Source organism: Streptomyces sp. NPDC001700, from assembly GCF_053596435.1.
The window spans coordinates 53,242-77,539 of sequence record NZ_JBSFGE010000028.1; the positions used below are offsets into that span (position 1 = coordinate 53,242).

A 24,298-nucleotide genomic window follows, 5' to 3' on the forward strand; every position below is an offset into this window, starting at 1 on the left:
CGCCCGAGCTACCCGGCCGCGTCGCGGGGAAGGTCGCGGGGAAGGTTGCGGGGCGAGGGGCGGGTGCCCGGGCCGAGACGTTCCACCGCCCGCAGGATGTGCTTCGGCGGCAGCTGCCAGCGCACCGTGGACGGAACGCACCGCAGCGCCCGGCCCGTCGCCCGCAGACGGCGGGTGACGGTGGCGGGGGCGGGCGCCGGGCGCCCGTACAGCGCGTGGGCGTACGGAGGCAGGGAGGCGTACGCCAGGGCGGCGAAGCGCCCCCAGATCAGGTCGCGCGCCGGGGCGAGCGCGGCGTGCACCGGGGGCTTGCGCAGAAAGGCGTCCACCTCGCGGGCCTCGGGGGTGGCGGCGAGTTCGGGGCGCACCCTCGCCAAGTACGCGCGCAGTTCCGCCGTATCGCCCGGCACTCCGGCGGGGTCGAGCCCGACCAGGCGGGCGGATTCCCGGTTCTCGGCCACATAGCCGTCCGCCTGGGCGTCGGTGAGGGGGTAGCCGGAGCGGCGTACGACATGGAGGTACGAGGCGACCTCGGCGCAGTGCACCCACAGCAGCAGCGCGGGCTCGTCCACGGCGTGCCGGGCGCCGGTGCCGGGGTCGGTCACCGAGAGGCGGCGGTGAATGCCGCGCACCCGGGCCCCGGCCCGCTCCGCGGCCTCGGTGGTGCCGTAGGTGATGGTCGCGACGAACCGGGCGGTACGCAGCAAGCGGCCCCAGGCGTCCTCGCGGAAGTCGGAGTTCTGGAGGACCCCGCGCACCGCGAGCGGGTGCAGGGCCTGCAGATAGAGCGCACGGACTCCGGCGATCCACATCATCGGATCGCCATGAACCTGCCATGTCACGGACTCAGGGCCGTACAACCCCGAGTCGAGATCCGGTATGCCCTGCCGCACAGCCGCCGCCATGGCCGACCACCTCCTGCGGTCAGCCTAGAGGCGGTTTGTCTTGCGCCAAGTCCGAGATAAATACAATCCCGGCCCCGGGCCCACCTCTCACCGCACAACCACCCGCCCGGAGAACTGCCCGCTGTACCCGCGCGCGACGTAAGCCCACCGGCACCTGGGGCGAACGTTCCTGGTCAGCGGCTTCCTAGGACGCACAGACCTACCTTGGGGCCATGCCGGGCGGGGGAAGGCGCGGCAGCATGGAGGCATGGCACGCAACGTGGATCTCAGCGAATTCCTGCGCCGCCGCCGTGCCCGGATCAGCCCGGAATCGGTGGGACTGCCCGAGCGCGGCGCCTACCGGCGGGTCCCCGGCCTGCGGCGCGAGGAGGTCGCGCAGCTGGCCGGGGTGAGCACCGACTACTACACACGCCTGGAACAGGGCAGGCAGATCAGCCCCTCCCCGCCCGTCCTGGAGGCGGTCGCCGCCGCGCTGCGGCTGGACGACGCCGAACGGGCCCACCTGTTCGACCTCGTACGACCGCAGACGAACAAGGCCCGGCGCAGCCCGCCCGTCGTCCAGAAGGCCCGCCCCGGCCTGCGCCGGTTCCTGGACTCCTTCACCGACCACGCCGGGTTCGTCCTCGGGCGGCGCGGGGACATCCTGGCCACCAACCATCTGTGCCGGGTCCTGCTGGCCGACTTCGACGCCATGCCGTACCGGGAGCGCAACCTCACCCGCTGGATCCTGCTGGACGAGTCCGCCCGGGAGCTGTACGTGGACTGGGAGAAGATCGCCTCGGAGATGACGGCGATCCTGCGGCTGGACGCCGGACGCCACCCCGAGGACACCCGCACCGCGGAGCTGGTCGGCGAACTGGCCATGAAGAGCGAGCACTTCCGCCACTGGTGGGCCGACCACAAGGTGCTGGACCGCACCTTCGGCCAGAAGCGCTTCCGGCACCCGGTGGTCGGCCCGCTGACCATCGACTACCAGGCGTTCACCATGCCCGGCGAGGAAGACCAGACCCTCTTCCTCTACCTGCCCGCCAAGGACCAGCCGTCACAGGACGCGTGGCAGCTGCTGAGCAGCTGGAACGCCGACACCGCGCCGCGCGGCCGGGCACCGGAACAGACCCGGGCAGCCGAACAGACCAAGACCACACCCCACAGGAGCACACCGTGAGCACCGACCCCTCCCACCGCCCGCTGGCCCTGGTCACCGGCGCCTCGGCCGGGATCGGCTACGAACTGGCCCTGCTGTTCGCCCGCGACGGCCACGACCTCGTGGCCACCGGCCGCAGCGACACGATCCACCGGGCCGCGGCCGACTTCGCCGCGCACGGCGCCCACGTCATCCCCGTCCAGGCCGACCTGGCCGAGCGTCAGGGCGTCGAAGGGGTGTGGCAGGCGGTCGAGGACACCGGCCGCCCCCTGGCGGCGGCCGTCCTCAACGCCGGGCGCAGCATCGGCGGCGCCTTCCTCGACACCGACTTGGCGGACGAGCTGAGCCTGATCAGCCTCAACGTCACCTCCGTGGTCCACCTCGCCAAGCACGTGGCCCGCCACATGGCCGCCCGCCGCGACGGAAGGATCCTCATCACGTCCTCGCTCTCGGCCACCCTGCCGACCCCGTACGAGACCGTCTACGGACCCTCCCGGGCCTTCACCCGCATGTTCGCCCTGGGCCTGCGCGAGGAACTCAAGGACCACGGCGTGAGCGTCACCACCCTGCTCCCCGGCGCCACCGACAGCGACTTCCACGCCCGCGCGGGCATGAACGACACCGCCTTCGGCCCCGGTATGAAGAAGAACAGCCGCGTCCAGGTAGCCCGCCAGGGCTACGACGCCCTGATGTCCGGCCGGGCCCAGGTCATCGGCGGCGACCGCGCCACCCGCCGCGCGGCGGTCGAACACCGCTTCCTGCCCGAGCCGTACAAGGCGGCCCGCCACGCCCGCAAGGCCAAACCGGACGCCTCCCGCCGCCCGTAGGACGGCTCCGAATCCAGGCGACACTGGTTGCGTGATCGTCGAACGCGCGTATGCCCATCTCTCCTCGTACGACGAGGAAACCTGGCCTTGGTCGGTGCCCTGCGTCCGACAGCTGCTCGGCGAAGGGCTGCGGTTCACCGCGCCGGTGACCTTTCTGGTCGGCGAGAACGGCTCGGGGAAGTCGACCCTGGCCGAGGCGCTGGCGGAGGGGTTCGGGCTGGACTCCTACGGCGGCTCCCACGACTGGCGCTACGCCTCCCCGCGCGGCAAGTCGGCCCTCGGCGAGCGGATGAGATTCGATGCCGCCTCGGGGCGCGGACGCCGCATGGCCACCAGCTGGTCAGCCCGCAAGGGCTTCTTCCTACGCGCCGAGACCGCGCTGGACGCCCTGGGCAGGGAGGGGTTCTCGCCGGACTCCGTCAGCCATGGTGAGGGCTTTCTCGCGGCGTTCCGAGGGAAGTTCCTGCACGCCGGGCTCTACGTTCTCGACGAGCCGGAGGCAGCGCTCTCCTTCTCTTCGTGCCTCGAACTGGTCGGGCACATCGACCGGTTGGCCAAGGAGGGCGGCCAGGTCATCTGTGCCACGCACTCCCCGTTGCTGACCGCGCTGCCGGGCGCGGACATCATCGAGGTGGGTGAGCACGGTATGCGGAGGGTCGCCTGGCGGGAGCTGGGCGTCGTGGATCACTGGCGCCGCTATCTCGCCGACCCGCACGCCTATCTGCGGCACATCGTCGAACCGTAGGCGGGTCTCCCGCAGCCCTCGTCGCATCGGGTCAGCGGCGGACGCGGGGCATGCCCAGGCCTATCCAGGAGATGATCTCCCGCTGGATCTCGTTGTTGCCGCCGCCGAAGGTGAAGACGACGCTGCTGCGGTAGCCGCGTTCCAGTTCGCCGTGGAGGACCGCGCCCGCCGAGCCCTCCTTGAGGGGGCCCGTGGCGCCGACGATCTCCATCAGCCAGGCGTAGGCGTCGCGGCGGGCCTCGGAGCCGTAGACCTTGACGGCGGAGGCGTCGTGCGGGGTGAGGGTGTCGCGCTGGAGGGCGTCCACCATCTGCCAGTTGAGGACCTTCATGGCGTCCAGCCGGGCGTGGGTGCGGGCGAGCCGGGCGCGGACCCAGGCCAGGTCGATGACCCGGCGGCCGTCCGGGAGCTTGGTGTCGGCGGCCCACTGGCGGACGCCGCGCAGGGCGCGGATGGCCATGGTGCCGTGGGCGGCGAGGGTGACGCGTTCGTAGTTGAGCTGGGTGGTGATCATCCGCCAGCCCTCGTTCTCGGCGCCGACGCGGCGGCTCGCGGGGACCCGGATGTTCTCGTAATAGCTGGCGGTGGTGTCGTGGGAGGCGAGGGTGGTGATGACGGTGCAGGAGTAGCCGGGGTCGGTCGTCGGTACGAGCAGGATGCTGATGCCGTGGTGGGGCTTCGCGTCGGGGTCGGTACGGACCGCGAGCCAGACCCAGTCGGCGGTGTCGCCGTTGGTGGTCCAGGTCTTCTGGCCGTTCACCACGTAGTCGTCGCCGTCGCGTACGGCACGGGTGGTGAGGGCGGCGAGGTCGGTTCCGGCGTCGGGTTCGCTGTAGCCGATCGCGAAGTCGATCTCGCCGGAGAGGACGCGCGGCAGGAAGTACCGCTTCTGCTCGTCGGTGCCGTAGCGCATGAGCGTGGGGCCGACCGTGTTGAGGGCCATCAGCGGCAGGGGTACGCCCGCCTGGGCGGCCTCGTCGAAGAAGATGAACTGTTCGACCGGGCCGAGCCCCCGCCCGCCGTACTCCTGGGGCCAGCCGACGCCCAGCCAGCCGTCGGTGCCGAGGCGGCGGATGGTCTCGCGGTAGAACCGCTTCTGCCCGGCCGGGTCCGCGTAGCGGGCGTAGGCGTCGTCGGGGACCAGCTCGGCGAAGTAGGTGCGCAGCTCGGCTCGTAACTGCCGCTGTGCGGGGGTGTATTCGAGGTCCACGGCCCCTCCTGGAGTCTCACGTGCGCCACGACGAGGGGCACGGTAGAACGCGTTCCAGAAATTCGGAAGGGCCGTGGGCCATCGGGCAGACCGACAGGCGGCGGGTCAGCCCGTCTCGTCCACCCGGGGCGGGCTGTCGTCCGTGCCGCGCCGTACGACCTGTACGGGATGGCCCGGCCGCCAGGTCCGCAGCACCAGGTCGGATCCCTCGACGGCGGTGTGCACGACCTCGGTCACCTCGGCGCGGAAGAGGTGGAAGGGCTCGGGCGGATGGACTTCGGCGGCGAAGCGGGCGAGCGAGTCCCGGTCGGTGACCTCGACGGCCCGGCCGCTGACCCGGACATCGCCACCAGCGGAGGTGTCGGGGCCCGGGTTGGCCTGGATCGAGAAGCGGCGGTCGCGCCGCAGGTCGAGAGCCTTGCGCGAGTCGGGCATCATGCCGAGCCACAGCTCCCCGAAGCGGAAGTTGACCTCCAGAGGCGTCAGCCGTGGCGAGCCGTCCTGGCGGACGGTGGCCAGGACATGGGTGCGGTAGCCCTCGAAGCGCCCCTGCGCGGCCGTGGCGAAGCCGGGCTCCGCCGCCTGGAATCCGGCCCAACTGGTGATCGGATGCGTCGTCATGGCGCCCATGCTCGCGGCATTACCCGACATCTTTGGTCCGGATTCCCGGGACGGCAGGGGCTCGCCCGCGCCGCGCGCGGTCACCTGGCGCGCCTGGTCCGGCGGCAGATAGGCGCTCCACGCCGTCCCCGCCAGCGGGAACCCGATCCAGGTGCGGGCGTACGACGGCGGCCGGGCGTCGCCGTCGCGCCGCACCAGCAGCGCGGTGGGCTCGTGTCCGGCCCGCCGCAGCAGCCCGGACACGCTGGTGGAGCGGTTGTTCCCGGCGGTCTGGGCGGAGGCGCAGCCCGCGTGGTACGCGACGGGCAGGGCCCGGTCACCGGCCACCAGGCACGGCGGCCGCAGCCCCAGCCGCTTCAGCCCGTCGGCGGCGGTGCGGTAGCGCCCGGTGGTCTTCTCGGACACCGCCGAGGTGTGGGTGAGGACGGCGAGCTGGCTGCCCAGGTGGAGCAGGACGACGATGCCGAGCGCGGTGGCCATGTGGCGCGGCGAGCGCGCGTCACGTACGGCGCGGAAGCCGAGCGCGGCGATGGGCAGGGCGAGCAGGGCGTAGGAGGGCATCAGGAAGCGCGGCGCGGAGTAGTCGATGAGCAGCAGGTACGGGACGGCGAGGGAGGCCGCGCAGACGATGGGCAGCACGGTGACCGGCACTCCGGGGTCCTGCGGTACGTACGGCCGCCCGAGCCCGACGCGCGTCCGGGTCCGCCGTTCGTGACGGTCCCGCAGGGCGAGGGTGACGGCGGTGAGGGTCAGCACCGGCAGCGACAGCCACCACAGGGTCAGCTCCGGATGGGTCAGCCCCACCTCGCACGGGCGGCACAGCTGCGGCCCGTTGAGGCTGCGCAGCGCGGCGCCCACGGCGAAGTGGAGGCCCATGCCGCCCTCGACCTCGCTGGAGACGTCCAGCCGCCCGCCGACGCCGCCGAACCGGTCGTAGGCCTCGCCGATCCACTGCGCGGCGCCGAGCAGCAGCCCGCCCACCAGCGGTGGCAGGGCGGGCCGCCAGGCCCGTAGCCGCAGGGCGACGGCCAGCAGCGGGAGGGCCAGCCAGCCGCCGTCGGGGGTACGGACGAGCGTGACACCGGCGATGACGGCGGCGAGCCACCAGCGGGCGTGGCGCTCGGTGGGCAGCCGCAGGAACCAGCCGACGGCGGCCACCGCGCCGAGCGCGACCCAGAGGTTGGGCATCACCGCCGGGCCGCTGATCGTGGTGATCCACAGCCCGGCGAAGAGCAGCGCGGCGAGCGCCACGGGGCCGCGCGGCAGCAACCTGTTCCAGACGCGGAAGGCGGCGTAGAGCGCGCCCGCGGAAAGCACCGTAAGGAGGAGCCGGAGCACCGTAATGGAGGACGTGGCGGCCACCACCGGGGAGACCAGCATGCTGATGCCGCGCGAGCGCGGTGCGCTGAAGTACGCGGAGGGGGTGCGCGGGTCCACCTGGGAGACGTACACCGACTCGTCCCAGCCCAGCGCGTGCCCGACATGCGGCACGACCACGGCGAGCTGGACCACCGCATAGCCGACGGCGACCACCGCGAGCCACGGCGCGCGGCGCCGGTGGCGCGGCGGCTGGGGTGGATGCGGGCGCGGGCGCGCGGTGGCGGCCGCCGGTGCGGCAGTGTTCTCCATGCGCGCACCATATGATGCCTATGTACCTTTTTCGGCTTATTAGGCCGTTCGGCTCAGCGCCTCAGGGGTGCCATGACCGCGCCGGATCCGTACGCTGTTGCAGCGGTGCACAGCCCCCTTCCGGTGGAGGACGAACACTCCCATGAAGATGCTCATCAACGTGGCCGAAACCGTGGTCGCCGACGCACTGCGCGGACTGGCCGCCTCCCATCCCGACCTGGCCGTGGATGTCGAGAACCGGGTCATCGTCCGGCGGGACGCGCCGGTGGCCGACAAAGTGGCCCTGCTCTCCGGCGGCGGCTCCGGCCACGAGCCGCTGCACGGCGGATTCGTGGGGCCCGGCATGCTCGACGCGGCCTGCCCCGGCGAGGTCTTCACCTCCCCCGTGCCCGACCAGATGGTGCGCGCGGCGGCCGCCGTGGACAGCGGCAAGGGCGTGCTGTTCGTCGTCAAGAACTACACCGGCGACGTGCTCAACTTCGACATGGCCGCCGAACTGGCCGAGGACGAGGGCATCCAGGTCGCCCGGGTGCTCGTCGACGACGATGTGGCGGTGTCCGACAGCACCCACACGGCGGGCCGCCGAGGCACCGGCGCGACGCTGTTCGTGGAGAAGATCGCCGGTGCGGCGGCCGAGGAAGGGGCTCCGCTGGAGCGGGTGGAGGCGATCGCCCGCCAGGTCAACGCGTCCGCGCGCAGCTTCGGCGTGGCGCTCTCGCCCTGCTCGACGCCCGCCAAGGGCGGCCCCACCTTCGATCTGCCCGCCGGGGAGCTGGAGTTGGGCGTGGGCATCCACGGCGAGCCGGGGCGGGAGCGGCGGGCCATGATGACCTCGCGCGAGATCGCCGACTACGCGGTGGACGCGGTGCTGGACGACCTGCGCCCGGACAATCCGGTGCTCGTCCTCGTCAACGGAATGGGCGCGACCCCGCAGCTGGAGCTGTACGGCTTCGCGGCCGAGGTGCACCGGGTGCTCGGCGAGCGCCGCGTGGCGGTGGCACGTACGCTCGTCGGAAACTACGTCACATCACTCGACATGGCGGGCGCCTCGGTCACGCTGTGCCAGGTCGACGAGGACCTGCTGCGGCTGTGGGACGCGCCCGTACGGACTGCCGGGCTGCGCTGGGGCTGCTGACCCGAACCACCCCGTGCCCCTTACCCCACCGGCCCACCCCGCCGGTCGACCCGATCCGTACGCTGTCGCCGTCGGTTACCGTCCTGAGGAGGCGTCTGTGTCCAGCAGTGAACCCGCAGTCGAACACGCGCTCGACACCTCTTTCTTCCAACGCTGGCTCACCGCAGCGGCCGAGTCCGTACAGCGCGACGCGGCCCGGCTCACCGAGCTGGACTCCGCGATCGGCGACGCCGACCACGGCACCAATATGCAGCGCGGTTTCGCGGCCGTGGCCGACGCGCTGGAGAAGGAACCGCCGGGGTCGCCCGGCGCCGCGCTCATCCTGGCCGGACGCCAGCTGATCTCGAAGGTGGGCGGCGCCTCCGGGCCGCTGTACGGGACGCTGCTGCGGCGCGCGGGCAAGGCGCTGGGGGACGCGGCCGAGGTCACGCCCCAGCAGCTCGCGGACGCGCTGCGGGCGGGGGTGGACGCGGTGGCCCAGCTCGGCGGCGCCGCGCCGGGCGACAAGACCATGCTGGACGCGCTGCTCCCGGCGATCGAGGCGCTGGGCGGCGACACCGCGTCGTTCACGGCGGCGGGCGAGGCCGCCGACAAGGGCGCGCTGGCCACCGTACCGATGCTGGCGCGCAAGGGCCGGGCCAGCTATCTGGGCGAGCGCAGCGTCGGCCACCAGGACCCCGGCGCCACCTCGTCCGCGCTGATCGTCGCGGCGCTCGCGGAGGCCGTCCGATGAGCGATCCGATAACCGATGAGAGCGGGGAGAAGCTGGTCGGGGTCGTCGTCGTGTCGCACAGCGGGGAGGTCGCCGAGTCGGTCGCCCGGCTGGCCACCGCGCTGGCGGGCGGCGGCACCGCGCCCGTACGCGCCGCGGGCGGCACCCCGGACGGCGGATTCGGCACCAGCGAGGAGCTGATACGGGAGGCGGCGTACGCGGTCGACCAGGGCGCCGGGGTGGCCATACTGGTCGACCTCGGCAGCGCCGTACTGACCGTCAAGGCGCTGCTGGCCGAGGAGGACGAGCTGCCGGAGGGCTCCCGGCTGGTGGACGCGCCGCTGGTGGAGGGCGCGGTGGCGGCCGTCGTCACCGCGTCGACCGGCGCGGACGTGGACACGGTCGCGGGGGCCGCCGCGGAGGCGTACGACTACCGCAAGGTCTGAGGCAGGGCGTACGGGCCCGGGGGCATCGGCTGCCCCGGGCCGGTACGTATGGGTGCCGGGCCCGCAGCGAGCGGCCCAAGTATGGAGCCCCCGTACATATCCGAGCTGACATGCGCATTTCTACGGTGTGGCACACGAATCCGTCCCCGCACCCGCTCGGAAGTGGTAACCATGGCTACCCCGGCCCCCGCTCCCCCGACCAGCCCCGGCTCGCTGCGCCGCGTCGTCGCGGCGAGCCTCATCGGCACGACCATCGAGTGGTACGACTTCTTCCTGTACGGGTCGGCCGCCGCGCTCGTCTTCAACAAGCTGTTCTTCCCCGACTCCGACCCGCTCGTCGGCACCCTGCTGTCCTTCCTGACGTACGCGGTCGGCTTCGCGGCCCGGCCGATCGGCGCCCTGGTCTTCGGGCACTACGGCGACCGGCTCGGCCGGAAGAAGCTGCTGGTCCTGAGCCTGCTGCTGATGGGCGGGGCGACCTGTGCGATCGGGCTGCTGCCGACCCACGCCACCGTCGGCTCCGCCGCGCCCGTGCTGCTCACCGCGCTGCGGCTGGTGCAGGGCTTCGCGCTCGGCGGCGAATGGGGCGGCGCGGTGCTGCTGGTGTCCGAGCACGGGGACGCGCGGCGGCGCGGATTCTGGGCGTCCTGGCCGCAGACCGGCGCCCCCGCCGGACAGTTGCTGGCCACCGGGGTGCTGTCCGCGCTGACCGCTCTGCTCTCCGAGTCCGCCTTCGAGTCCTGGGGATGGCGGGTGCCGTTCCTGCTCTCGGGCGTGCTGGTGCTGGTCGGCTTGTGGATTCGTCTCTCTGTCGATGAATCACCGGTCTTCAAGGCCGCGCTGGCCCAGGCCGAGGCCCGGAAGACCACCGGGACCGACGCGGCGGAGAAGATGCCGCTGGTGGCCGTCCTGCGCCACCACTGGCGGGACGTCCTGGTCGCGATGGGCGCCAGGATGGCCGAGAACATCAGCTACTACGTGCTCACGGCGTTCGTCCTCGTCTACGCCACCTCCGACCATGTCGGCCTCGGCAAGCAGAGCGCGCTGAACGCCGTACTCATCGCCTCCGCCGTGCACTTCGCGACGATCCCGGCCTGGGGCGCGCTCTCGGACCGTATCGGCCGCCGCCCGGTCTATCTGCTGGGCGCGGTGGGCGTCGGCGCGTGGGCGTTCCCCTTCTTCGCCCTCATCGACACCAAGGGCTTCGGGCCGCTGCTCCTCGCGGTCACGGTCGGGCTGGTCTTCCACGGTGCGATGTACGCGCCGCAGGCGGCCTTCTTCTCGGAGATGTTCGCGACCCGGATGCGGTACTCGGGCGCCTCGATCGGCGCCCAGTTCTCCTCGGTCGCGGCCGGGGCGCCCGCCCCGCTGATCGCCACCGCGCTGCTCGCCGACTACGACAGCGCCACCCCGATCGCCCTGTACGTCATCGCGGCGGCGCTGCTGACGGTGGTGGCGGTCGGCGCGGCGAAGGAGACCCGCGACCGCGACCTGTCCGCCATCGGGCCGGGCACGGGCGATGAGCCCCGGGCGGCGTCGGAGGCGTCCCGTTCGGCCTCGGCGTAGGCGTAGCGGCGCGTCGGGCGGGCCGTCAGGAGAGCCCGCCCGGCTCAGCCCTTCGCCGCCCCCGCCGTCAGCCGGTGCAGCCGCAGGGCCAGCTGTATCTCCAGGGACCGCGCGGGCGCCTGCCAGTCCTCGCCGAGCAGCCGCCCCACCCGCTCCAGCCGCTGCGCCACGGTGTTCACGTGCACGTGCAGCGCGTCCTTGGTGCGCGCCGGGCTCATCCCGCTGGCGAAGTACGCGTCGAGCGTGCGGACCAGCCCGGTGCCGCGCCGCGCGTCGTACTCCACGACCGCCCCGATGGTGCGCGTGACGAAGTCCCGCACCCGGGTGCCGTCCGGGGCGCCGTCCCGCGTACCGGCCAGCAGCAGGCCGAGGAAGCCGAAGTCCTCGGCGGCCGCCCCCTCACCGGACCGGCCGAGCACCCGCAGCGCGGCCAGGCAGCGCCGGGCCTCGGCGTACGAGGCGGCGACCTCGGCCGGGCGGGCGGCGGGCGCGGCGACGGGTGCGGAGGCGCCGACGGTGACGGGCGCGTGCACGGCGGTGGCCAGCTGGCGGGCGGTGCGGCGGGCGAGGGCGTCGGCGCTGTCGCCGTCGGCGAGCGGCAGCAGCAGCACCGTGCCGCCGTCGCGCGCGGCGGCGAGCCCCTGCCGGGTGGCGGCCAGATGGGACGCGGCGGACCACAGGCGCTGCCGGTCGGCGGCGTCCTCGGCGGTACCGGGGGCGAGTTCGGCGCGGGGCGCGTCGATGCTCGCGGCGAGGACGACATGGGGCGCGTCCAGGTCCGCCCGCAGCCGCGCGGCGCGCTCCCGCAGCAGCCGCGGCTCCCGGTCGGGCGCGTCGAGCAGATCGTCCAGCAGCTCGCCGCGCACCCGCTGTTCGGCCTCGCCCGCCGAGCGGCGGGCGAGCTGCAGCAGCGAGGTGACCATGGCGGCGCGCTCCAGGGTGCGCTGGTCCACGGGGTCGAGCCGGGGGTGGCCGTGCAGGACGAGCGCGCCGAGGAGTTCGCCGCCCGCCGAGACGGCCGCGATCCAGTCCTCGCCACGGCGTACGGCGTGACCGTCGGCGCGCGACCGGTCGAGGGCGTCCGGGGGCGCCTGGTCCGCCTCCAGGAACTCCACCGAGCCGCTCAGCACCTCGGCCACGGCGGCGGCGACATCGTGCACCCCGCCGCCCCGCAGCACCAGTTCGGCGAGCCGGTCGTGGACCTCGGAGGCGCGCTCGATGACTCCGCTGCGGTCCCGGATGATCTCGTTGGCGTCCTCCAGTTCGGCCAGCGCCGTCCGCGTCTCGGCGAGCAGATGGGCCGTATCGATCGCGACGGCGGCGTGGGCGGCGAAGGAGGCGAGCAGGGCGATCTGCTCGCGCTCGAAGACGCGGACCCGGCGGTCGGCCGCGAAGAGCACCCCGATGACGTTGCTGCCGAGCAGCAGCGGCACCCCGAGGATGGCGACCAGGCCCTCGTCGCGGACGCCCGCGTCGATCGTGCGGGTGTGCTGGAACCGGGGGTCGTCGAAGTAGCTGTCGGTCACATAGGGGCGCGCGGTCTGGGCGACGAGCCCGCCGAGCCCCTCCCCCATGCCGAGCCGCAGCTGCTGGAAGCGCGCCGAGACCGAGCCGTCGGTGACCCTCATATAGGTGTCACCGGCGGTCGGGTCGTTGAGGGTCAGATACGCGACCTCGGTCCCCAGGAGCGAGCGGGCACGCTGCACGATGGCCTGGAGGACCGCGTCCAGATCGCGCAACCCGGCGAGGTCGTGGGCGGTCTCGAAGAGCGCGGACAGCTCGGCCTCGCGCCGCCTGCGCCCCTCCAGTTCGCCGCGTACCCGCAGGGCGAGCAGCTTGGCGCGCTCCAGGGCGGCCAGCCGCTCGGCCGGGGCCTTCCCGGCGCGGGCGAGCAGGCCGGGGCGCTCGTAGGCCTCGGCGGGCGCGCCGCGCGCGAGCAGTTCCAGGTACGGGGTCTCCGGCGGATCGTCGGGCGGGTTCAGTGGGCCGTCCATCCGCCGTCCATGGTGAGCGAGGCACCGGTGATGAACGAGGAGTGCGGACCGCACAGATACGCCACGGCCTCCGCCACCTCCTCCGGCTCGACCAGCCGCTTGACCGCCGCGTCGGCCAGCAGCACGTCGGAGACGACGCGCTCCGGGGAGATGCCGTGCGCCGCGGCCTGGTCGGCGATCTGACGCTCGACCAGGGGGGTGCGTACATAGCCGGGGCTGACGCAGTTGGACGTCACCCCGTGGGGCGCGCCCTCCAGGGCGGTGGTCTTGGACAGCCCCTCCAGCCCGTGTTTGGCGGCCACATACGCGGACTTGTAGGGGGAGGCGCGCAGCCCGTGTACGGAGGAGATGTTCACGATCCGCCCCCAGCCCCGCTCGTACATCCCCGGCAGGGCGCCGCGCACCATCCGGAACGGGGCCTCCAGCATCACCGTGAGCATCCGGGAGAAGACCTCCGGCGGGAAGTCCTCGATCGGGCGGACGCACTGCATCCCGGCGTTGTTGACGAGGATGTCGGCGCCCTCGGCGGCCCGTTCGGCCGCGTCGAGGTCGGTCAGGTCCAGGGCGCACGCCTCGACGGTGCCGGTCGGGCGGGCCGTAGGGTCGGAGCGGCCCGTACGGTCGGAGCGGCCCGTGCGCTCGGCGAAGGCGACCAGGTCAGCCAGGCCCTCCGCGTCCCGGTCGACCGCCCGTACCCGGACCCCGGCGGCCGCCAGCCGCAGGGTGCAGGCGCGTCCGATGCCCCCGGCGGCGCCGGTGACGACTGCGGTACGGCCGGAGAGTCCGGCGTCGGCGGGCCGGGGGGCGGAACCCGGGGTGTGACCGGGCGCGGGGGGCGCGTTCATGAGGCGCAGACTAGGCGGGCGCCGCGCCCCGACCGATGGGGGCGCGGCACACTCTTCACTCCCCCGGGATGGGTTCGAACCACGTCGGCCCCTCGCCGAGCGCCTGCTTGATCCGGGTGAGCGAGAAGTCCTGGAGGTCCGGCAGCGCGTCCAGCGGGAACCAGCGCACGTCCAGCGACTCGTCGTCGTTCACCCGCGCCTCGCCGCCCACCGCGCGGCAGCGGAAGCAGACGTCCATGAACTGGCACTGGTCGTCGTTGGGGTACGTCACCGGCGCCAGGGTCCGTACGAGCACGATGCGCTCCGGTACGCAGCGCACCGCGGTCTCCTCCAGCACCTCGCGCACGATGGCCTCGGCGGGCTGCTCGCCCGGTTCGGGGATGCCGCAGATGATCGCCCAGCGGCCGTTGTCGGCGCGGCGGCCCAGCAGCACTCTGCCCTCGTCGTCGAAGACGACGGCGCTCACGCCCGGCAGGTAGAGAAGTCGATGACCGATGGAGGACCGGAGGCCTCGGATGAAGTCGGGGGTCGCCATGCGGTGAGGGTATCCGCCGTTCGTGGCGTCGCGCCGGTGGCCCGCGCCCGGCGCCCGTTCTGCGCGCTCGGAGCGCGTTTCACCACTGACACATCGTTTCTGCGCAACATATACACATAACTCACCGCTGGCGCTACCGTTCCTGGTGCATGGCTCGCGACGCGACTACCGGTCGCCGCGCGATGCCCGCGACGGGGGGTCGACGGGATGACGTCATCTGCACTGGAACCGGTCGTCAGGGAATACGACCAGGACCACGGCAGCGATCACTACAGCACCGATCGCTACAGCCAGCCCTTGGGCAGTGTGCCCGACATCGCGGGCGTGGCGATCCTCGCTTCCTGCGCCCTCTGGGCGCTCATCTCCGCCATGGGGCGCACCGCGCGCCCCGAGGGGGTTTTGCTCGCCGTACTGGCCGTGGCCGCCGGGTACGCCTGCGGCCGCATCGCCGGATCGCTCCTGCCGGTCCTGTGCGGTGCCGCCGCCGGGCTCGCGGGGCTCGGCCTCGCCCTGGCCACCGACACCGGCCCGGGCGGCCACCAGGGGCTGGCCACGGCCGAGCTGACCCTGGCCACCGGCGCGGTCTGCTGCGCCGCGTGGGCCGCCCGGCGGCCCGCGCTCCGGCTGGCCCTGTGGCTGCTGGCCCTGACGATCACGCTCACCGCCGTGGTGACCGGCCCGCCCGCGGGCTGGGTCGCGAGCGGCGCGGTCCTGCTGTGCTCCCTGGCCGCCGCCCGGCTGCGGCGACGGCTCGCGGGCCTGGCCGCCCTCGCGCTCGTCGCCGCGGTCGGCGTCGGAGGCTGCTGGGCGGTCGCGGCGGACGCGGTGCCGGGCGGGCTGCCGCCCTCACTGCGGGCCCACCTCAACCTCACCGAGCACCGCGTCCGCCTGTGGCAGGACGCGGCCCACCTCGCCGCGACGAACCCGGTACGCGGCACCGGGCCCGACCGCTTCGCCGAGCTGAGCCCGGCCGTCGCGGCGTCGCCCGAACCGGAGACCACGCCGCACTCCGCCCCACTCCAGCAGGCCGCCGGCCAGGGCCTGCCGGGCGTGGCCCTCCTGGCCGCGGCCTTCGCCTGGCTCCTGTACGCCCTGTGGCGCTCACCCCGCTCCACCCCGATCGCCCTGACGGCGGCGGCCGCGCTGACGGCCCTGGCCGTAGAGGCGTCCCTGGGCGACGCGCTCAGCTTCCCGCAGATAACGGCGGGCGCGGGCCTCCTGGCAGGCCTGGCGACCGCCAGCCTCCCGGAGGAACCCCCGGCCCGAACCGTCCCCTGACGCTCCGCACCGCACCGCACCGCACCGCACCGAGGGGCCCTTCCCCCACCCCGCCCCTTCCCGAACCGGGGACACCCCGGCCCCCGCCGAGCGTCTCGCACCCGAGCGCGGCCCGGTGGCCGGGTTGTGCCCACCCGTTCCGCCCCGCGGAACGATTGCCCACAACAAGCCGCCACCACAACAGCGGCAGCGAAGGCCCCCTACGGAAGCCGGACACAGGCGCGAGCCGGGGGGCTGCCCCGGGAAGCCCAGCCCGGGCCCAGAGGCGAAGCCCAGCCCGGGGCCCGGGGCGGAGCCCCGGTTTCGGGAAGGGGCGGGGTGGGGAAAACCGCAGCCGCGCCCGGGGGCCGGGGTGTCCCCGGTCAGACCTGGGACGTGGGGGTCGCGATCAGGCGGAGGCGGTCGCGGATGACGCGGACGGCCGCCTCCGCGTCGTCCACCGTCACCGTGAAGATACGGCCGTCACCCAGCCACACCACCAACCCCTCACCACGCCGCACCACCACCGCCGTGCCCTTGTCGGGCCGCCACCGGTAACCCCAGCCACCCCACTGGCAGGGCGTGACGCGCGGCGCGACGTCCGCGTCGACCACGTCGCTGAGGGGGATACGGCGGCGCGGCAGCCCCATATGGCCGCAGCGGACCTCCAGGCACTCCTCGTCGACCCGCACCGCCACATGGACGAAGGCGAGCGTGCCGAAGAGCATCAGCAGCCCGGCGGCGAGGCAGCCGATGACCGACATCAGGAGCGGGGCGAGCCCGGTGGTCCAGGGGGAGGCGACGGCCAGGTCGATGCCGAGCGCCACACACGCGGCGCCCACGGTCGCCAGCACCCACTGCACACGGTTGTGGGCATGACCGGTCCAGACCGCGGGCGTGTCCTGGCCCGGGGTCTGCTTGCCGTGGGGCTCGGGGTCCTCGGCGTGGGGCCTCATGTTTGGCAGGGTACTCACGTTCCGCTACCACGGCAGCCGACCGAGCCGTTTTGGCCGGTCAGAGGGGGCGGGTCAGCGGCGCGCCGGGGCGGCGGCGGGGGCGAGCAGGGCGCCCTCGGCGTAGGCGAGCGCGTCCTCCGGGAGCGCGGCCTCGCGGCCGCTGAGGATGACCGTGAGGGTGCCCCGGGCGGACGCGGCCGCGCCCGGCGGCAGCGAGGGCTCGGCGCCGATCCGCCGCAGCGCCTGCGCGGCGACGGCTCCGGCCGACCCGTGGAGGGCGATGGGCGGCGCCCCGGCGGGCTGGACGGCGGCCCGGATGCGCTCGGCGACCAGCTCGTAGTGGGTGCAGCCGAGGACGACGGCCCGGACGTCGTCCGGGGTACGGGCCGCCGCGGCGGCCACCGCGGCGTCGATCGCCGCGTCGTCGGCGTGCTGGACGGCGTCGGCGAGGCCGGGGCAGGGCACGGCCGTCACCTCGACGCCGTCCGCGAAGTCACGGATCAGCTCGCGCTGGTACGGACTGCCGGTGGTGGCGGGCGTGGCCCAGATCGCGATGGGCCTGCCACCGGCCGCCGCGGGCTTGATCGCGGGGACGGTCCCGATGACCGGAAGCCCGGGCTCCAGCTCGGCCCGCACGGTGGGCAGGGCGTGGACGGAGGCGGTGTTGCAGGCGATGATCAGCGCGTCGGGCCGGTGCGCGGCGGCGGCGCGGGCGCAGGCCAGGGCGCGTTCGGTGATGCCCTCGGGAGTACGCGGCCCCCACGGCATGCCGTCGGGGTCGGAGGAGAGAACGAGATCGGCGTCGGGTCGAAGGCGGTGCATCGCGGCCGCGGCGGGCAGCAGGCCGAATCCGGAGTCCATGAGCGCGATCTTCACCCGATCACTTTAATGGATCGGCCCTAGGGGGTGTCTTTCGGGTCAGGCCGGATCAGCGAGCGGCGTCAGGGGGCACCTCCCAGCGGTAGCTGGGGGCGCAGGGGGCACCTCCCAGCGGCAGCTGGGGGAGGCGCGAGGGGGCACCGCCCAGCGGTAGCTGGGGGAGCGACGAGCGCGGGGCCGCGAGGTGCCGCCCGCCGCGGCAGCGGCTGATGTCACAGCGGCGTCGGGAGCCCGGCATGATCCGGAAGACACCCCCTAATCCCCGGCACCCGGGCGCGGGTTCGGGCAGACTGCGGCGGGTGAGCCTGCTGACGTGGATCGCCGCCGGTGCGCTGGTGGCATGGGTGTGGCTGCTGCTGGGCCAGGGGTTCTTCTGGCGTACGGACATCCGGCTGCCCCGGGCCCCATCCGGTGACGCCGGTGAGGAGCCGGGCGGACCGGGCGACTGGCCCTCGGTGGCCATCGTGGTGCCCGCCCGGGACGAGGCCGCCGTCCTCCCGGCGAGCCTTCCGTCGCTGCTCGCCCAGGACTACCCGGGCCCGGCCGAGGTCTTCCTGATCGACGACGGCAGCTCCGACGGCACCGGAAAGCTGGCCCGCGAACTCGCCGACACCCACGGCGGACTGCCGCTGACCGTCGCCTCACCGGGTGAGCCGGAGCCCGGCTGGACCGGGAAGCTGTGGGCGGTACGGCACGGAATCGCGCTCGCCAAGAGCAGCCACGAGAGCACCCGCCAGGCCGACTTCCTGCTGCTGACGGACGCCGACATCGCTCATGAACCGGACTCGCTGCGGGAGTTGGTGCGGGCCGCCCGCGCCCATGACCTGGACCTGGTGTCGCAGATGGCGCGGCTGCGGGTGACGACCGGCTGGGAACGGCTGATCGTCCCGGCGTTCGTGTACTTCTTCGCCCAGCTGTACCCGTTCCGCTGGGTCAACCGCCGCCGGGGGCGCTGGGCGGCCGCCGCTGGCGGCTGCGTGCTGCTGCGCCGGGAGGCGGCCGAGCGGGCCGGGATCCCGGAGGCCATCCGGCAGGCGGTCATCGACGACGTGGCGCTCGCCCGCGCGGTCAAGCGCTCCGGCGGGGCGACCTGGCTGGGCCTCGCCGACCGGGTCGACAGCGTACGGCCGTACCCGGGGCTCGGGGAGCTGTGGCGGATGGTCGCGCGCAGCGCGTACGCCCAGCTGCGGCACAGTCCGCTGCTGCTGATGGCGGCCGTCGCGGGGCTCGCGGTGGTGTACCTCGCGCCGCCCGTCGCGCTGTGCGCGGGCGCGCTCACCGGGCGCCCGGCGCCGCTCGCGGCGGGTGCGGCCGCGTGGGCGCTGATGACCGCTACGTACGTCCCGATGCTGCGCTACTACCGGCAGACCCTCTGGCTGGCTCCGCTGCTGCCGCTGACGGCCCTTCTCTATCTGCTGATGACCGTCGACTCCGCGGTGCGGCACTGGCGGGGGCGGGGCGCGGCCTGGAAGGGGCGCACGTACGCCCGCCCCAGCGCCGCGCCCGGCGAATGAGGCACAGCCCTCACTTGCGTCCCGGGGTCCAGTTCATGCCCCAGCCGTACGCGTGGTCGAGGGTGCGCTGCGGGCTGACGCCGCGGTCCGGCACCAGATAGCGGGCCTCGCGCTGGACGACGAGGTCGCCGCCGTTGTTGGTGATGAGCGCGAGCGCGCAGACCGTGGACGGCACGGTGCACTCGTCGAGGGAGAAATCGACCGCCGCACCGAACTGTGGCTGAAGAGTGACGGTGGCGTGCAGGTTCGCGAAGCTGCGGGCACCTTCGTAAATGGTGACGAAGACGAGGATGCGGCGGAACGCGTCCTTGCGGTCGAGGTTGACGGTGAGGTTCTCGCCGGACGACCGGGCGCCGGTCCGGTCGTCGGCGTCGAGGTGGATGAACGGCGGCTGGTGCAGCGAGCCGAACGAGTTGCCGAGCGCCTGCACCACGCCCTTGCTGCCGTCGGCGAGTTCGAACAGGCAGCCCAGGTCGAGGTCGAGGTCACCGTGGAGGGCCAGGGCCCTGCCGAGCTTCTGACCCCACCCCTGGAACTGCTTGTGCACCTGCCAGTTGAGGTTGACCCGCAGAGCGCCGGAGGTGCCGCCCTGCTTGGTGAGCGAGACGGCGGGCGACTCCTTGGTCAGCGTCACCTTGCTGAGGCTCACCGGAGCCGAAGCCGGAGCCGGAGCGGCGGCCGGAGCAGCAGCGGCAGCCGGGGGCGCGGGCGCGGCGGCCGGGGGCGGCGGGACGGCGGCGGCCGGAGGCCCCGAGGGCGGCGCCGGGGGCGCGGCCGGGGGCGCGGGGACGGAAGCGGGCGCGGGCGCCTGCTGCGGTTCGTCGACGCTGATGCCGAAGTCGGTGGCGAGCCCCGCGAGCCCGCTGCCGTACCCCTGGCCGACCGCGCGGAACTTCCACCCGCCCTGCCTGCGATACAGCTCACCGAGGACGAACGCGGTCTCCACGGAGGCGTCCTCGCTGTCGAAGCGGGCGATCTCGGCGCCGCCGGACGCGTCGAGGACCCGGATGAACAGGCCGGGCACCTGGCCAAACGTTCCGCCATCCGTGGAGGCGGCGAGCACCACGGTCTCGACCGCGGGCTCCACCCGGCCCAGATCGACCGCGAGGGTGTCGGTCACGGAATCACCGGCCGTCCGCTTGCCCTCGTGACGAACGGCACCCGACGTGTGCACCGCCTGGTTGTAGAACACGAAGTCCGCGTCGGAGCGAACCTTTCCGGACACCAGCAGCAGCGCGGAGGCGTCCACATCCGGCGCTCCGGGGCCGGAGCGCCAGCCGAGTTCGACCCGCACCTCCCCTGCCGTGACCTGGATATTGCTGCCTTTGCGCATCGCCATGCTGTCCCCCTGTCTTTCTGTTCGCTTCATTTCTGGACGGGCATGTGACCCTCTGAAAACGCGCTCTTTACAGGATCTCAACGTACCCTGACGACCGTTTTTCCCGGGTTCCGTCCGATTGGGGATCCACGACCGCTCCGAACACTGAAAACAACCTTCTTACCGGGCTCCCCAATCAGCACATGGTGGGCTTAACTTATGGTCTATGACCTCCCCCCGCAGCACCTACGGCGGCGGCTACTACTCCTCGCCGTCCTTCCCGGACACCCCCATCTACGACAGCCTTGTCGCCGAGCGGGGAACGCCTCAGATCGCACCCATCCGGGTGCCTTCCGCGTACGACAGCGGAAGTCACCTCCCGGCACTGCCCTCGGCGCTTCCCGCGCTCCCGGCCGCCCCCTCCCAGCAGAACCCGCAACAGGGCTATCAGCAGCAGGCCCCGCAGCAGGGTGGAATGCAGCCCGGCGGCATGCAGCCGGGCGGGCTCCAGCAGGCCCCCTCCCCGTACATCCCGCCGCAGGGTGGCCCGCGCGGTTACCCGGGCGCGCAGCAGCCCCGCCAGGCGGCGCCGAACGGGTACGAGGCGATGCGCCCGGCGATGCCGCGCCCTCAGGCGCCCCGCCCGGCGGCTCCCGCGCCGTCCCCGTACGACGACCCGTACGGCCGTCAGCAGCAGCAGTACCCGGGGCGTCCCCAGCAGCCGGGGGGCGGCTACTGACCCCTGCGCACTTTTCGCGCACCCTTCGCAACGCGGCCGGGGCCCGGTGGTCCGACTTTCGGACCTCCGGGCCCCGGCATGTGTTCACCCCGTGGCCATCCCGGCCTGTCGGACCCTGCTGGCAGGATGTTCGGCATGGTCAACCCAGAGCTGAGCGCCGTCCACGTCTACCCCGTCAAGTCCGTCGCGGGCTTGGCGCCAGGTGCCGCGACGGTGGAGCCCTGGGGGCTGGCCGGGGACCGCAGGTGGATGGTCGTCGAGCCCGACGGGCGCTATGTGACCCAGCGCCAGCAGCCGAGGCTGGCGCTCGCCTCGGCCGAGCCGCTGCCGGGCGGTGGCGTCCGGCTGAGCGCCGAGGGCCATGAGCCGCTGACCGTGACCGCCCCCGGGCCGGGGGACCCGTCGGTGCCGTCGCTCGCCCCCTTCCCGGTGATGCTGGCGCGGACGGAGGTCGAGGTGGTGTCGGCGGGAGAGGACGCCGACGCCTGGTTCAGCGAGTTCCTGGGGGCCGAGGCGCGGCTGGTCCATCTCGACGATCCGGCGCGGCGGCGGCCGCTGACCCCGGAGTACGCGCTCGGCGGGGAGACCGTGAGCCTCGCCGACGGGTTTCCGCTGCTGCTCACCACCACCGCGTCGCTGCACGCGCTCAACTCGCTCATCGCCCAGGGCGACCACCCGGATGAGGGCCCCCTGCCGATGAACCGCTTCCGGCCGAACGTCGTCATCGACGGCACCGCGCCCTGGGCCGAGGACGAGTGGCGGCGGATAAGGATCGGCGAGGTCGTCTTCCGGGTGGCCAAACCGTGCTCCCGCTGTGTCATCACCACGACCGACCAGAGCACCGGGGAGCGCGGCAAGGAGCCGCTGCGGACGCTGGCGCGGCACCGGCGGGTGGGGGACGCCCTGATCTTCGGGCAGAACCTGGTGCCGGAGGGCACGGGCACGCTGCGGCTGGGCGACCCGGTCGAGATCCTGGAGTAGCCGCGGCGGGGTGGCGGCCGCGCGGTGGCCCATACGGCCCCGGACCGGGGCCGTTCGGCCCTCCCCGGCCGGGGGCGGGGCGCGGGATGCTGGCCGCCGGCGGTGTGAGCCGGTTGACCACGGGGCAGCCGGGCTCTCACTTCACTGCGGTGATGAGCATCCACGACCGGCCGAGCCCCGTTCGGCGTGGGGTGCGGGGCCGGATGGGGACCGGCCTCGTGCCCCCCGCGACCCCGCGCACCGGCCAGGCACAGCACCGCGCAGCGCGCACGGATCCGCGCACCGGCCCGGCACACGCCTCACGGCACACGGCTCACTGCCCGGTCTCGCGCTCCCTGATCCGCTCGGCGATCACCGCGGCCTGGATCCGCCGTCCCACACCCAGCTTGGACAGGATCGAGGAGATCCGGTTCTTGACGGTCTTCTCGGCGAGGAACAGCCGCTCGGCGATCTGCCGGTTGGTCAGCCCGTCCCCGATCAGCTCCAGGATCTCCCGTTCGCGCGGGGACAGCCGCTCCAGCTCGTCGGGCACGCTGGGCTGGGGTCCGCGGAGCCGGGCCATGACGCGGGCGGTCGCGCCCGGGTCGAGCATCGACCGGCCGCCCGCCACGGTGCGTACGGCGGACACCAGGTCGGAGCCGTTGATCTGCTTGAGCACATAGCCCGCGGCGCCCGCCATGATGGCGTCGAAGAGCGCTTCGTCGTCGTCGAAGGACGTGAGCATCAGACAGGCCAGCCCGGGCAGCCGGGCCCGCAACTCCCGGCAGACCGCGATCCCTTCGTGGTCGGCCCCCTCGCCCGACCCGCCCAGCCGTACGTCGAGCACCGCCACCCGGGGCCGTACGGCGGGGGCGCGGGCGATGGCCTCGCGGGCGCTCGCCGCCTCGCCGACGACCGTGAGATCAGGCTCCGCGTCGAGCAGGTCGCGCAGGCCCCGCCGCACCACCTCGTGGTCGTCGAGCAGGAAGACCCCGATGGGCTCGGCGGGAGGGTCGACTCCCCCGGCATCGGCGGTGTCGGCTGTCTCGGGCACTGCCCTCTCCTCCGTAGCGCGCGGGGCGCCGGTCGTGATCCGGCTGCCCACTCTTACGTCCTGCCGTGGGAAGGGGTAAGGGGCCATTCGGCCCTCCCCGATCACGGTCCTACCCAAGATCAGTCCGCTCAAGGTCAGGGGGACATGCCGCCCGCGTACGGCCCGTACAGGTCCAGCAGCCGGGTGCGGGCGGCCTGCAGACGCCGCCCGATGACCTGGGCGCAGGCCAGCGCGAGCGCGTAGCCCAGCTCCGCGTCGTCGTCGCAGAGCCTGCGCACCGTCTCCGCGTCGAACTCGTACGCGCGCACCGGGCTGAGCGCCTCCGCCCCCAGGTGCCAGGTGTCCGGCGGGAACAGCCAGGACCAGCCGATCAGCTCGCCGGGGCCCAGGGTCTCGATCACCGCGGCCCGGCGGCCCGGGACCCGCAGGTCGAGGGTGATGGCGCCGGTGCGGATGACCCAGAAGCGGTCGGCCTTCCGGCCCTCCTCGAAGATGCGGCTGCCCGAGGGGAAGGACACATCGTCGGCGAGCGCCATCAGCCGCTCGCGGTGCTCGGGTTTCAACGCGCCCAGAAGTCCCTTCATGTCCTCACTCTGCCGTCTCCTCCCCCGCCTCGCCCCTCGGCGGTGACCGTGCGTGCGAGCCGCCGCCGATCCGAAGCGGTACGCCGATGAACGCGTACCGACCCTCCTGTAGTCATTTCCAGTCGAGTTGGGGATATGACACGTCATTCACGGTCACACCTCCCCATGGCACCCCACACCCCATACCCTCGGCTCCTTCATCGAGCCTGATGTCGCTCGCCCTCGTCACACGGGAGGCCCTGGTGCCAGCCGACTCTCTCCGTCGGTCCGCCAACCGAGCCGGAGCACACCTGGAACATCTGCTGCACCGCCGCTTCACCGCGGGCGAGCTGCCGCGGCTGCGCGTCCTCGTCGAGGAGTGCGCCGCCTGGGCCGGGCTCAGCGAGGCCCGCCGCGGCGACTTCGTCCTCGCCGTCGACGAGATCGCCAGCAACGCGATCGAACACGCGGGCGGAACGGGCTCCCTGCTGCTGCGACGCGTGGGCGACGAGCTGGAGTGCCGGATCAGCGATTCCGGCCCCGGCTTCTCCGAGGACGTCATCCCGCAGATCCTCCCCGGGCTGGACGGCGCGACCAGCGGCCGCGGACTGTGGCTGACCCGCCTGGTCACCGACCGGCTGGTGATCAGCGCCGGGGCCATGGGCGCCGTCGTGACGCTCGCCATGCGGCTGCGTTAGCCCGCGTTACTCCCGCTGCCCCGATACCGCGTCATGGCCACCGCTT

At 73.5% G+C, this 24,298-nt stretch carries 23 protein-coding genes; 12 read left to right on the top strand and 11 right to left on the bottom strand.

The window, feature by feature from the left end; genetic code table 11:
- Positions 1-8: 8 nt before the first annotated feature.
- Entirely contained in the window at positions 9-905 is an 897-nt protein-coding gene (locus tag ACWC5C_RS35390) for an oxygenase MpaB family protein (protein WP_450882313.1), read from the bottom strand.
- 247 nt (positions 906-1,152) lie between these two features.
- Between ACWC5C_RS35390 and ACWC5C_RS35395 the strand changes: the two genes are divergently transcribed.
- Genes ACWC5C_RS35395 through ACWC5C_RS35405 form a run of 3 tightly spaced genes read left to right on the top strand, consistent with a single transcriptional unit; the run spans position 1,153 to position 3,621 of the window.
- Complete coding sequence (locus ACWC5C_RS35395) at positions 1,153-2,070, top strand: helix-turn-helix transcriptional regulator (RefSeq protein ID WP_450882315.1); 918 nt, start codon at positions 1,153-1,155, stop codon at positions 2,068-2,070.
- Complete coding sequence (locus tag ACWC5C_RS35400; RefSeq protein ID WP_450882317.1) at positions 2,067-2,876, top strand: SDR family NAD(P)-dependent oxidoreductase; 810 nt, start codon at positions 2,067-2,069, stop codon at positions 2,874-2,876. The genes ACWC5C_RS35395 and ACWC5C_RS35400 overlap by 4 nt, the downstream gene beginning before the upstream one ends.
- Before the next feature lie 31 nt (positions 2,877-2,907).
- Positions 2,908-3,621, top strand: a complete 714-nt coding sequence (locus ACWC5C_RS35405) for an AAA family ATPase (protein WP_450882319.1) — start codon at positions 2,908-2,910, stop codon at positions 3,619-3,621.
- A 31-nt stretch (positions 3,622-3,652) separates the two neighbouring features.
- Here ACWC5C_RS35405 and ACWC5C_RS35410 read toward each other — a convergent pair whose 3' ends face one another.
- Together ACWC5C_RS35410 and ACWC5C_RS35415 are read right to left on the bottom strand one after the other, a co-directional pair.
- Positions 3,653-4,831, bottom strand: coding sequence for an acyl-CoA dehydrogenase family protein (locus tag ACWC5C_RS35410; RefSeq protein ID WP_450882321.1), 1,179 nt, complete (start codon positions 4,829-4,831; stop codon positions 3,653-3,655).
- A gap of 105 nt (positions 4,832-4,936) precedes the next feature.
- Positions 4,937-7,081, bottom strand: coding sequence for a pyridoxamine 5'-phosphate oxidase family protein (locus ACWC5C_RS35415; RefSeq protein ID WP_450882323.1), 2,145 nt, complete (start codon positions 7,079-7,081; stop codon positions 4,937-4,939).
- A 142-nt stretch (positions 7,082-7,223) separates the two neighbouring features.
- Between ACWC5C_RS35415 and dhaK the strand changes: the two genes are divergently transcribed.
- From dhaK to ACWC5C_RS35435, 4 genes are all read left to right on the top strand, one after another.
- Positions 7,224-8,216, top strand: coding sequence for a dihydroxyacetone kinase subunit DhaK (gene dhaK, locus ACWC5C_RS35420; RefSeq protein WP_450882325.1), 993 nt, complete (start codon positions 7,224-7,226; stop codon positions 8,214-8,216).
- A 97-nt stretch (positions 8,217-8,313) separates the two neighbouring features.
- Positions 8,314-8,949: a dihydroxyacetone kinase subunit DhaL gene (gene dhaL, locus ACWC5C_RS35425; RefSeq protein ID WP_450882327.1), complete on the top strand. Its 636-nt coding sequence runs from the start codon at positions 8,314-8,316 to the stop codon at positions 8,947-8,949.
- Positions 8,946-9,374 carry a PTS-dependent dihydroxyacetone kinase phosphotransferase subunit DhaM gene (locus ACWC5C_RS35430; RefSeq protein ID WP_450882329.1) on the top strand — a complete coding sequence of 143 codons (429 nt, stop codon included), beginning with the start codon at positions 8,946-8,948 and terminating at the stop codon, positions 9,372-9,374. The genes dhaL and ACWC5C_RS35430 overlap by 4 nt, the downstream gene beginning before the upstream one ends.
- 171 nt (positions 9,375-9,545) lie before the next feature.
- Complete coding sequence (locus tag ACWC5C_RS35435; protein ID WP_450882331.1) at positions 9,546-10,940, top strand: MFS transporter; 1,395 nt, start codon at positions 9,546-9,548, stop codon at positions 10,938-10,940.
- Positions 10,941-10,984: 44 nt separating this feature from the next.
- On the opposite strand, the gene ACWC5C_RS35440 is transcribed toward ACWC5C_RS35435, so the two are convergent.
- From ACWC5C_RS35440 to ACWC5C_RS35450, 3 genes are read right to left on the bottom strand one after another with little or no spacing between them, the layout of a single operon-like run.
- Positions 10,985-12,934 (bottom strand): helix-turn-helix domain-containing protein, encoded by a 1,950-nt coding sequence (locus ACWC5C_RS35440; RefSeq protein WP_450882333.1) that lies wholly within the window; start codon positions 12,932-12,934, stop codon positions 10,985-10,987.
- Entirely contained in the window at positions 12,919-13,779 is an 861-nt protein-coding gene (locus ACWC5C_RS35445) for a 3-hydroxybutyrate dehydrogenase (RefSeq protein WP_450882335.1), read from the bottom strand. Before ACWC5C_RS35445 ends, ACWC5C_RS35440 begins: the two co-directional genes overlap by 16 nt.
- 55 nt (positions 13,780-13,834) lie before the next feature.
- Positions 13,835-14,314, bottom strand: a complete 480-nt coding sequence (locus ACWC5C_RS35450) for an NUDIX hydrolase (RefSeq protein WP_450882337.1) — start codon at positions 14,312-14,314, stop codon at positions 13,835-13,837.
- A 207-nt stretch (positions 14,315-14,521) separates the two neighbouring features.
- Between ACWC5C_RS35450 and ACWC5C_RS35455 the strand changes: the two genes are divergently transcribed.
- Entirely contained in the window at positions 14,522-15,592 is a 1,071-nt protein-coding gene (locus tag ACWC5C_RS35455; RefSeq protein ID WP_450882339.1) for an O-antigen ligase family protein, read from the top strand.
- A 362-nt stretch (positions 15,593-15,954) separates the two neighbouring features.
- Here ACWC5C_RS35455 and ACWC5C_RS35460 read toward each other — a convergent pair whose 3' ends face one another.
- Together ACWC5C_RS35460 and ACWC5C_RS35465 are read right to left on the bottom strand one after the other, a co-directional pair.
- Positions 15,955-16,527 (bottom strand): hypothetical protein, encoded by a 573-nt coding sequence (locus tag ACWC5C_RS35460; protein WP_450882341.1) that lies wholly within the window; start codon positions 16,525-16,527, stop codon positions 15,955-15,957.
- A gap of 72 nt (positions 16,528-16,599) precedes the next feature.
- Positions 16,600-17,403: a glutamate racemase gene (locus ACWC5C_RS35465; RefSeq protein WP_450882343.1), complete on the bottom strand. Its 804-nt coding sequence runs from the start codon at positions 17,401-17,403 to the stop codon at positions 16,600-16,602.
- Between the two features lie 311 nt (positions 17,404-17,714).
- Between ACWC5C_RS35465 and ACWC5C_RS35470 the strand changes: the two genes are divergently transcribed.
- The gene (locus ACWC5C_RS35470) at positions 17,715-18,920 is read left to right on the top strand and encodes a glycosyltransferase (protein WP_450882404.1); all 1,206 of its coding nucleotides are present in this window, start codon (positions 17,715-17,717) and stop codon (positions 18,918-18,920) included.
- Between the two features lie 10 nt (positions 18,921-18,930).
- Here the strand turns inward: ACWC5C_RS35470 and ACWC5C_RS35475 are convergent, their stop codons facing one another.
- A complete protein-coding gene (locus ACWC5C_RS35475; protein WP_450882406.1) occupies positions 18,931-20,253 on the bottom strand; it encodes a TerD family protein in 1,323 nt (440 codons plus the stop codon).
- Positions 20,254-20,464: 211 nt separating this feature from the next.
- On the opposite strand from ACWC5C_RS35475, the gene ACWC5C_RS35480 reads away from it, so the two are divergent.
- Entirely contained in the window at positions 20,465-20,977 is a 513-nt protein-coding gene (locus tag ACWC5C_RS35480) for a DUF6643 family protein (RefSeq protein ID WP_385442347.1), read from the top strand.
- Between the two features lie 135 nt (positions 20,978-21,112).
- Positions 21,113-21,958 (top strand): MOSC domain-containing protein, encoded by an 846-nt coding sequence (locus ACWC5C_RS35485; protein ID WP_450882345.1) that lies wholly within the window; start codon positions 21,113-21,115, stop codon positions 21,956-21,958.
- Positions 21,959-22,271: 313 nt separating this feature from the next.
- On the opposite strand, the gene ACWC5C_RS35490 is transcribed toward ACWC5C_RS35485, so the two are convergent.
- Together ACWC5C_RS35490 and ACWC5C_RS35495 are read right to left on the bottom strand one after the other, a co-directional pair.
- Entirely contained in the window at positions 22,272-22,991 is a 720-nt protein-coding gene (locus tag ACWC5C_RS35490) for a response regulator (protein WP_385442343.1), read from the bottom strand.
- Positions 22,992-23,125: 134 nt separating this feature from the next.
- Positions 23,126-23,575 (bottom strand): cyclic nucleotide-binding domain-containing protein, encoded by a 450-nt coding sequence (locus tag ACWC5C_RS35495; RefSeq protein WP_450882348.1) that lies wholly within the window; start codon positions 23,573-23,575, stop codon positions 23,126-23,128.
- Positions 23,576-23,784: 209 nt separating this feature from the next.
- Between ACWC5C_RS35495 and ACWC5C_RS35500 the strand changes: the two genes are divergently transcribed.
- Positions 23,785-24,252 carry an ATP-binding protein gene (locus ACWC5C_RS35500; RefSeq protein WP_257231666.1) on the top strand — a complete coding sequence of 156 codons (468 nt, stop codon included), beginning with the start codon at positions 23,785-23,787 and terminating at the stop codon, positions 24,250-24,252.
- Positions 24,253-24,298 lie beyond the last annotated feature (46 nt).

Excerpts from the sequence above, each read along its gene's own strand:
- ACWC5C_RS35430 (WP_450882329.1), top strand. The coding sequence starts at position 8,946 with ATGAGCGATCCGATAACCGATGAGAGCGGGGAGAAGCTGGTCGGGGTC.
- dhaK (WP_450882325.1), top strand. The coding sequence starts at position 7,224 with ATGAAGATGCTCATCAACGTGGCCGAAACCGTGGTCGCCGACGCACTG.
- ACWC5C_RS35485 (WP_450882345.1), top strand. The coding sequence starts at position 21,113 with ATGGTCAACCCAGAGCTGAGCGCCGTCCACGTCTACCCCGTCAAGTCC.
- ACWC5C_RS35495 (WP_450882348.1), bottom strand. The coding sequence starts at position 23,575 with ATGAAGGGACTTCTGGGCGCGTTGAAACCCGAGCACCGCGAGCGGCTG.
- ACWC5C_RS35390 (WP_450882313.1), bottom strand. The coding sequence starts at position 905 with ATGGCGGCGGCTGTGCGGCAGGGCATACCGGATCTCGACTCGGGGTTG.
- ACWC5C_RS35500 (WP_257231666.1), top strand. The coding sequence starts at position 23,785 with ATGTCGCTCGCCCTCGTCACACGGGAGGCCCTGGTGCCAGCCGACTCT.
- ACWC5C_RS35450 (WP_450882337.1), bottom strand. The coding sequence starts at position 14,314 with ATGGCGACCCCCGACTTCATCCGAGGCCTCCGGTCCTCCATCGGTCAT.
- ACWC5C_RS35435 (WP_450882331.1), top strand. The coding sequence starts at position 9,546 with ATGGCTACCCCGGCCCCCGCTCCCCCGACCAGCCCCGGCTCGCTGCGC.
- ACWC5C_RS35475 (WP_450882406.1), bottom strand. The coding sequence starts at position 20,253 with ATGCGCAAAGGCAGCAATATCCAGGTCACGGCAGGGGAGGTGCGGGTC.
- ACWC5C_RS35455 (WP_450882339.1), top strand. The coding sequence starts at position 14,522 with ATGACGTCATCTGCACTGGAACCGGTCGTCAGGGAATACGACCAGGAC.
- ACWC5C_RS35480 (WP_385442347.1), top strand. The coding sequence starts at position 20,465 with ATGACCTCCCCCCGCAGCACCTACGGCGGCGGCTACTACTCCTCGCCG.
- ACWC5C_RS35395 (WP_450882315.1), top strand. The coding sequence starts at position 1,153 with ATGGCACGCAACGTGGATCTCAGCGAATTCCTGCGCCGCCGCCGTGCC.
- ACWC5C_RS35460 (WP_450882341.1), bottom strand. The coding sequence starts at position 16,527 with ATGAGGCCCCACGCCGAGGACCCCGAGCCCCACGGCAAGCAGACCCCG.
- ACWC5C_RS35440 (WP_450882333.1), bottom strand. The coding sequence starts at position 12,934 with ATGGACGGCCCACTGAACCCGCCCGACGATCCGCCGGAGACCCCGTAC.
- ACWC5C_RS35445 (WP_450882335.1), bottom strand. The coding sequence starts at position 13,779 with ATGAACGCGCCCCCCGCGCCCGGTCACACCCCGGGTTCCGCCCCCCGG.
- ACWC5C_RS35415 (WP_450882323.1), bottom strand. The coding sequence starts at position 7,081 with ATGGAGAACACTGCCGCACCGGCGGCCGCCACCGCGCGCCCGCGCCCG.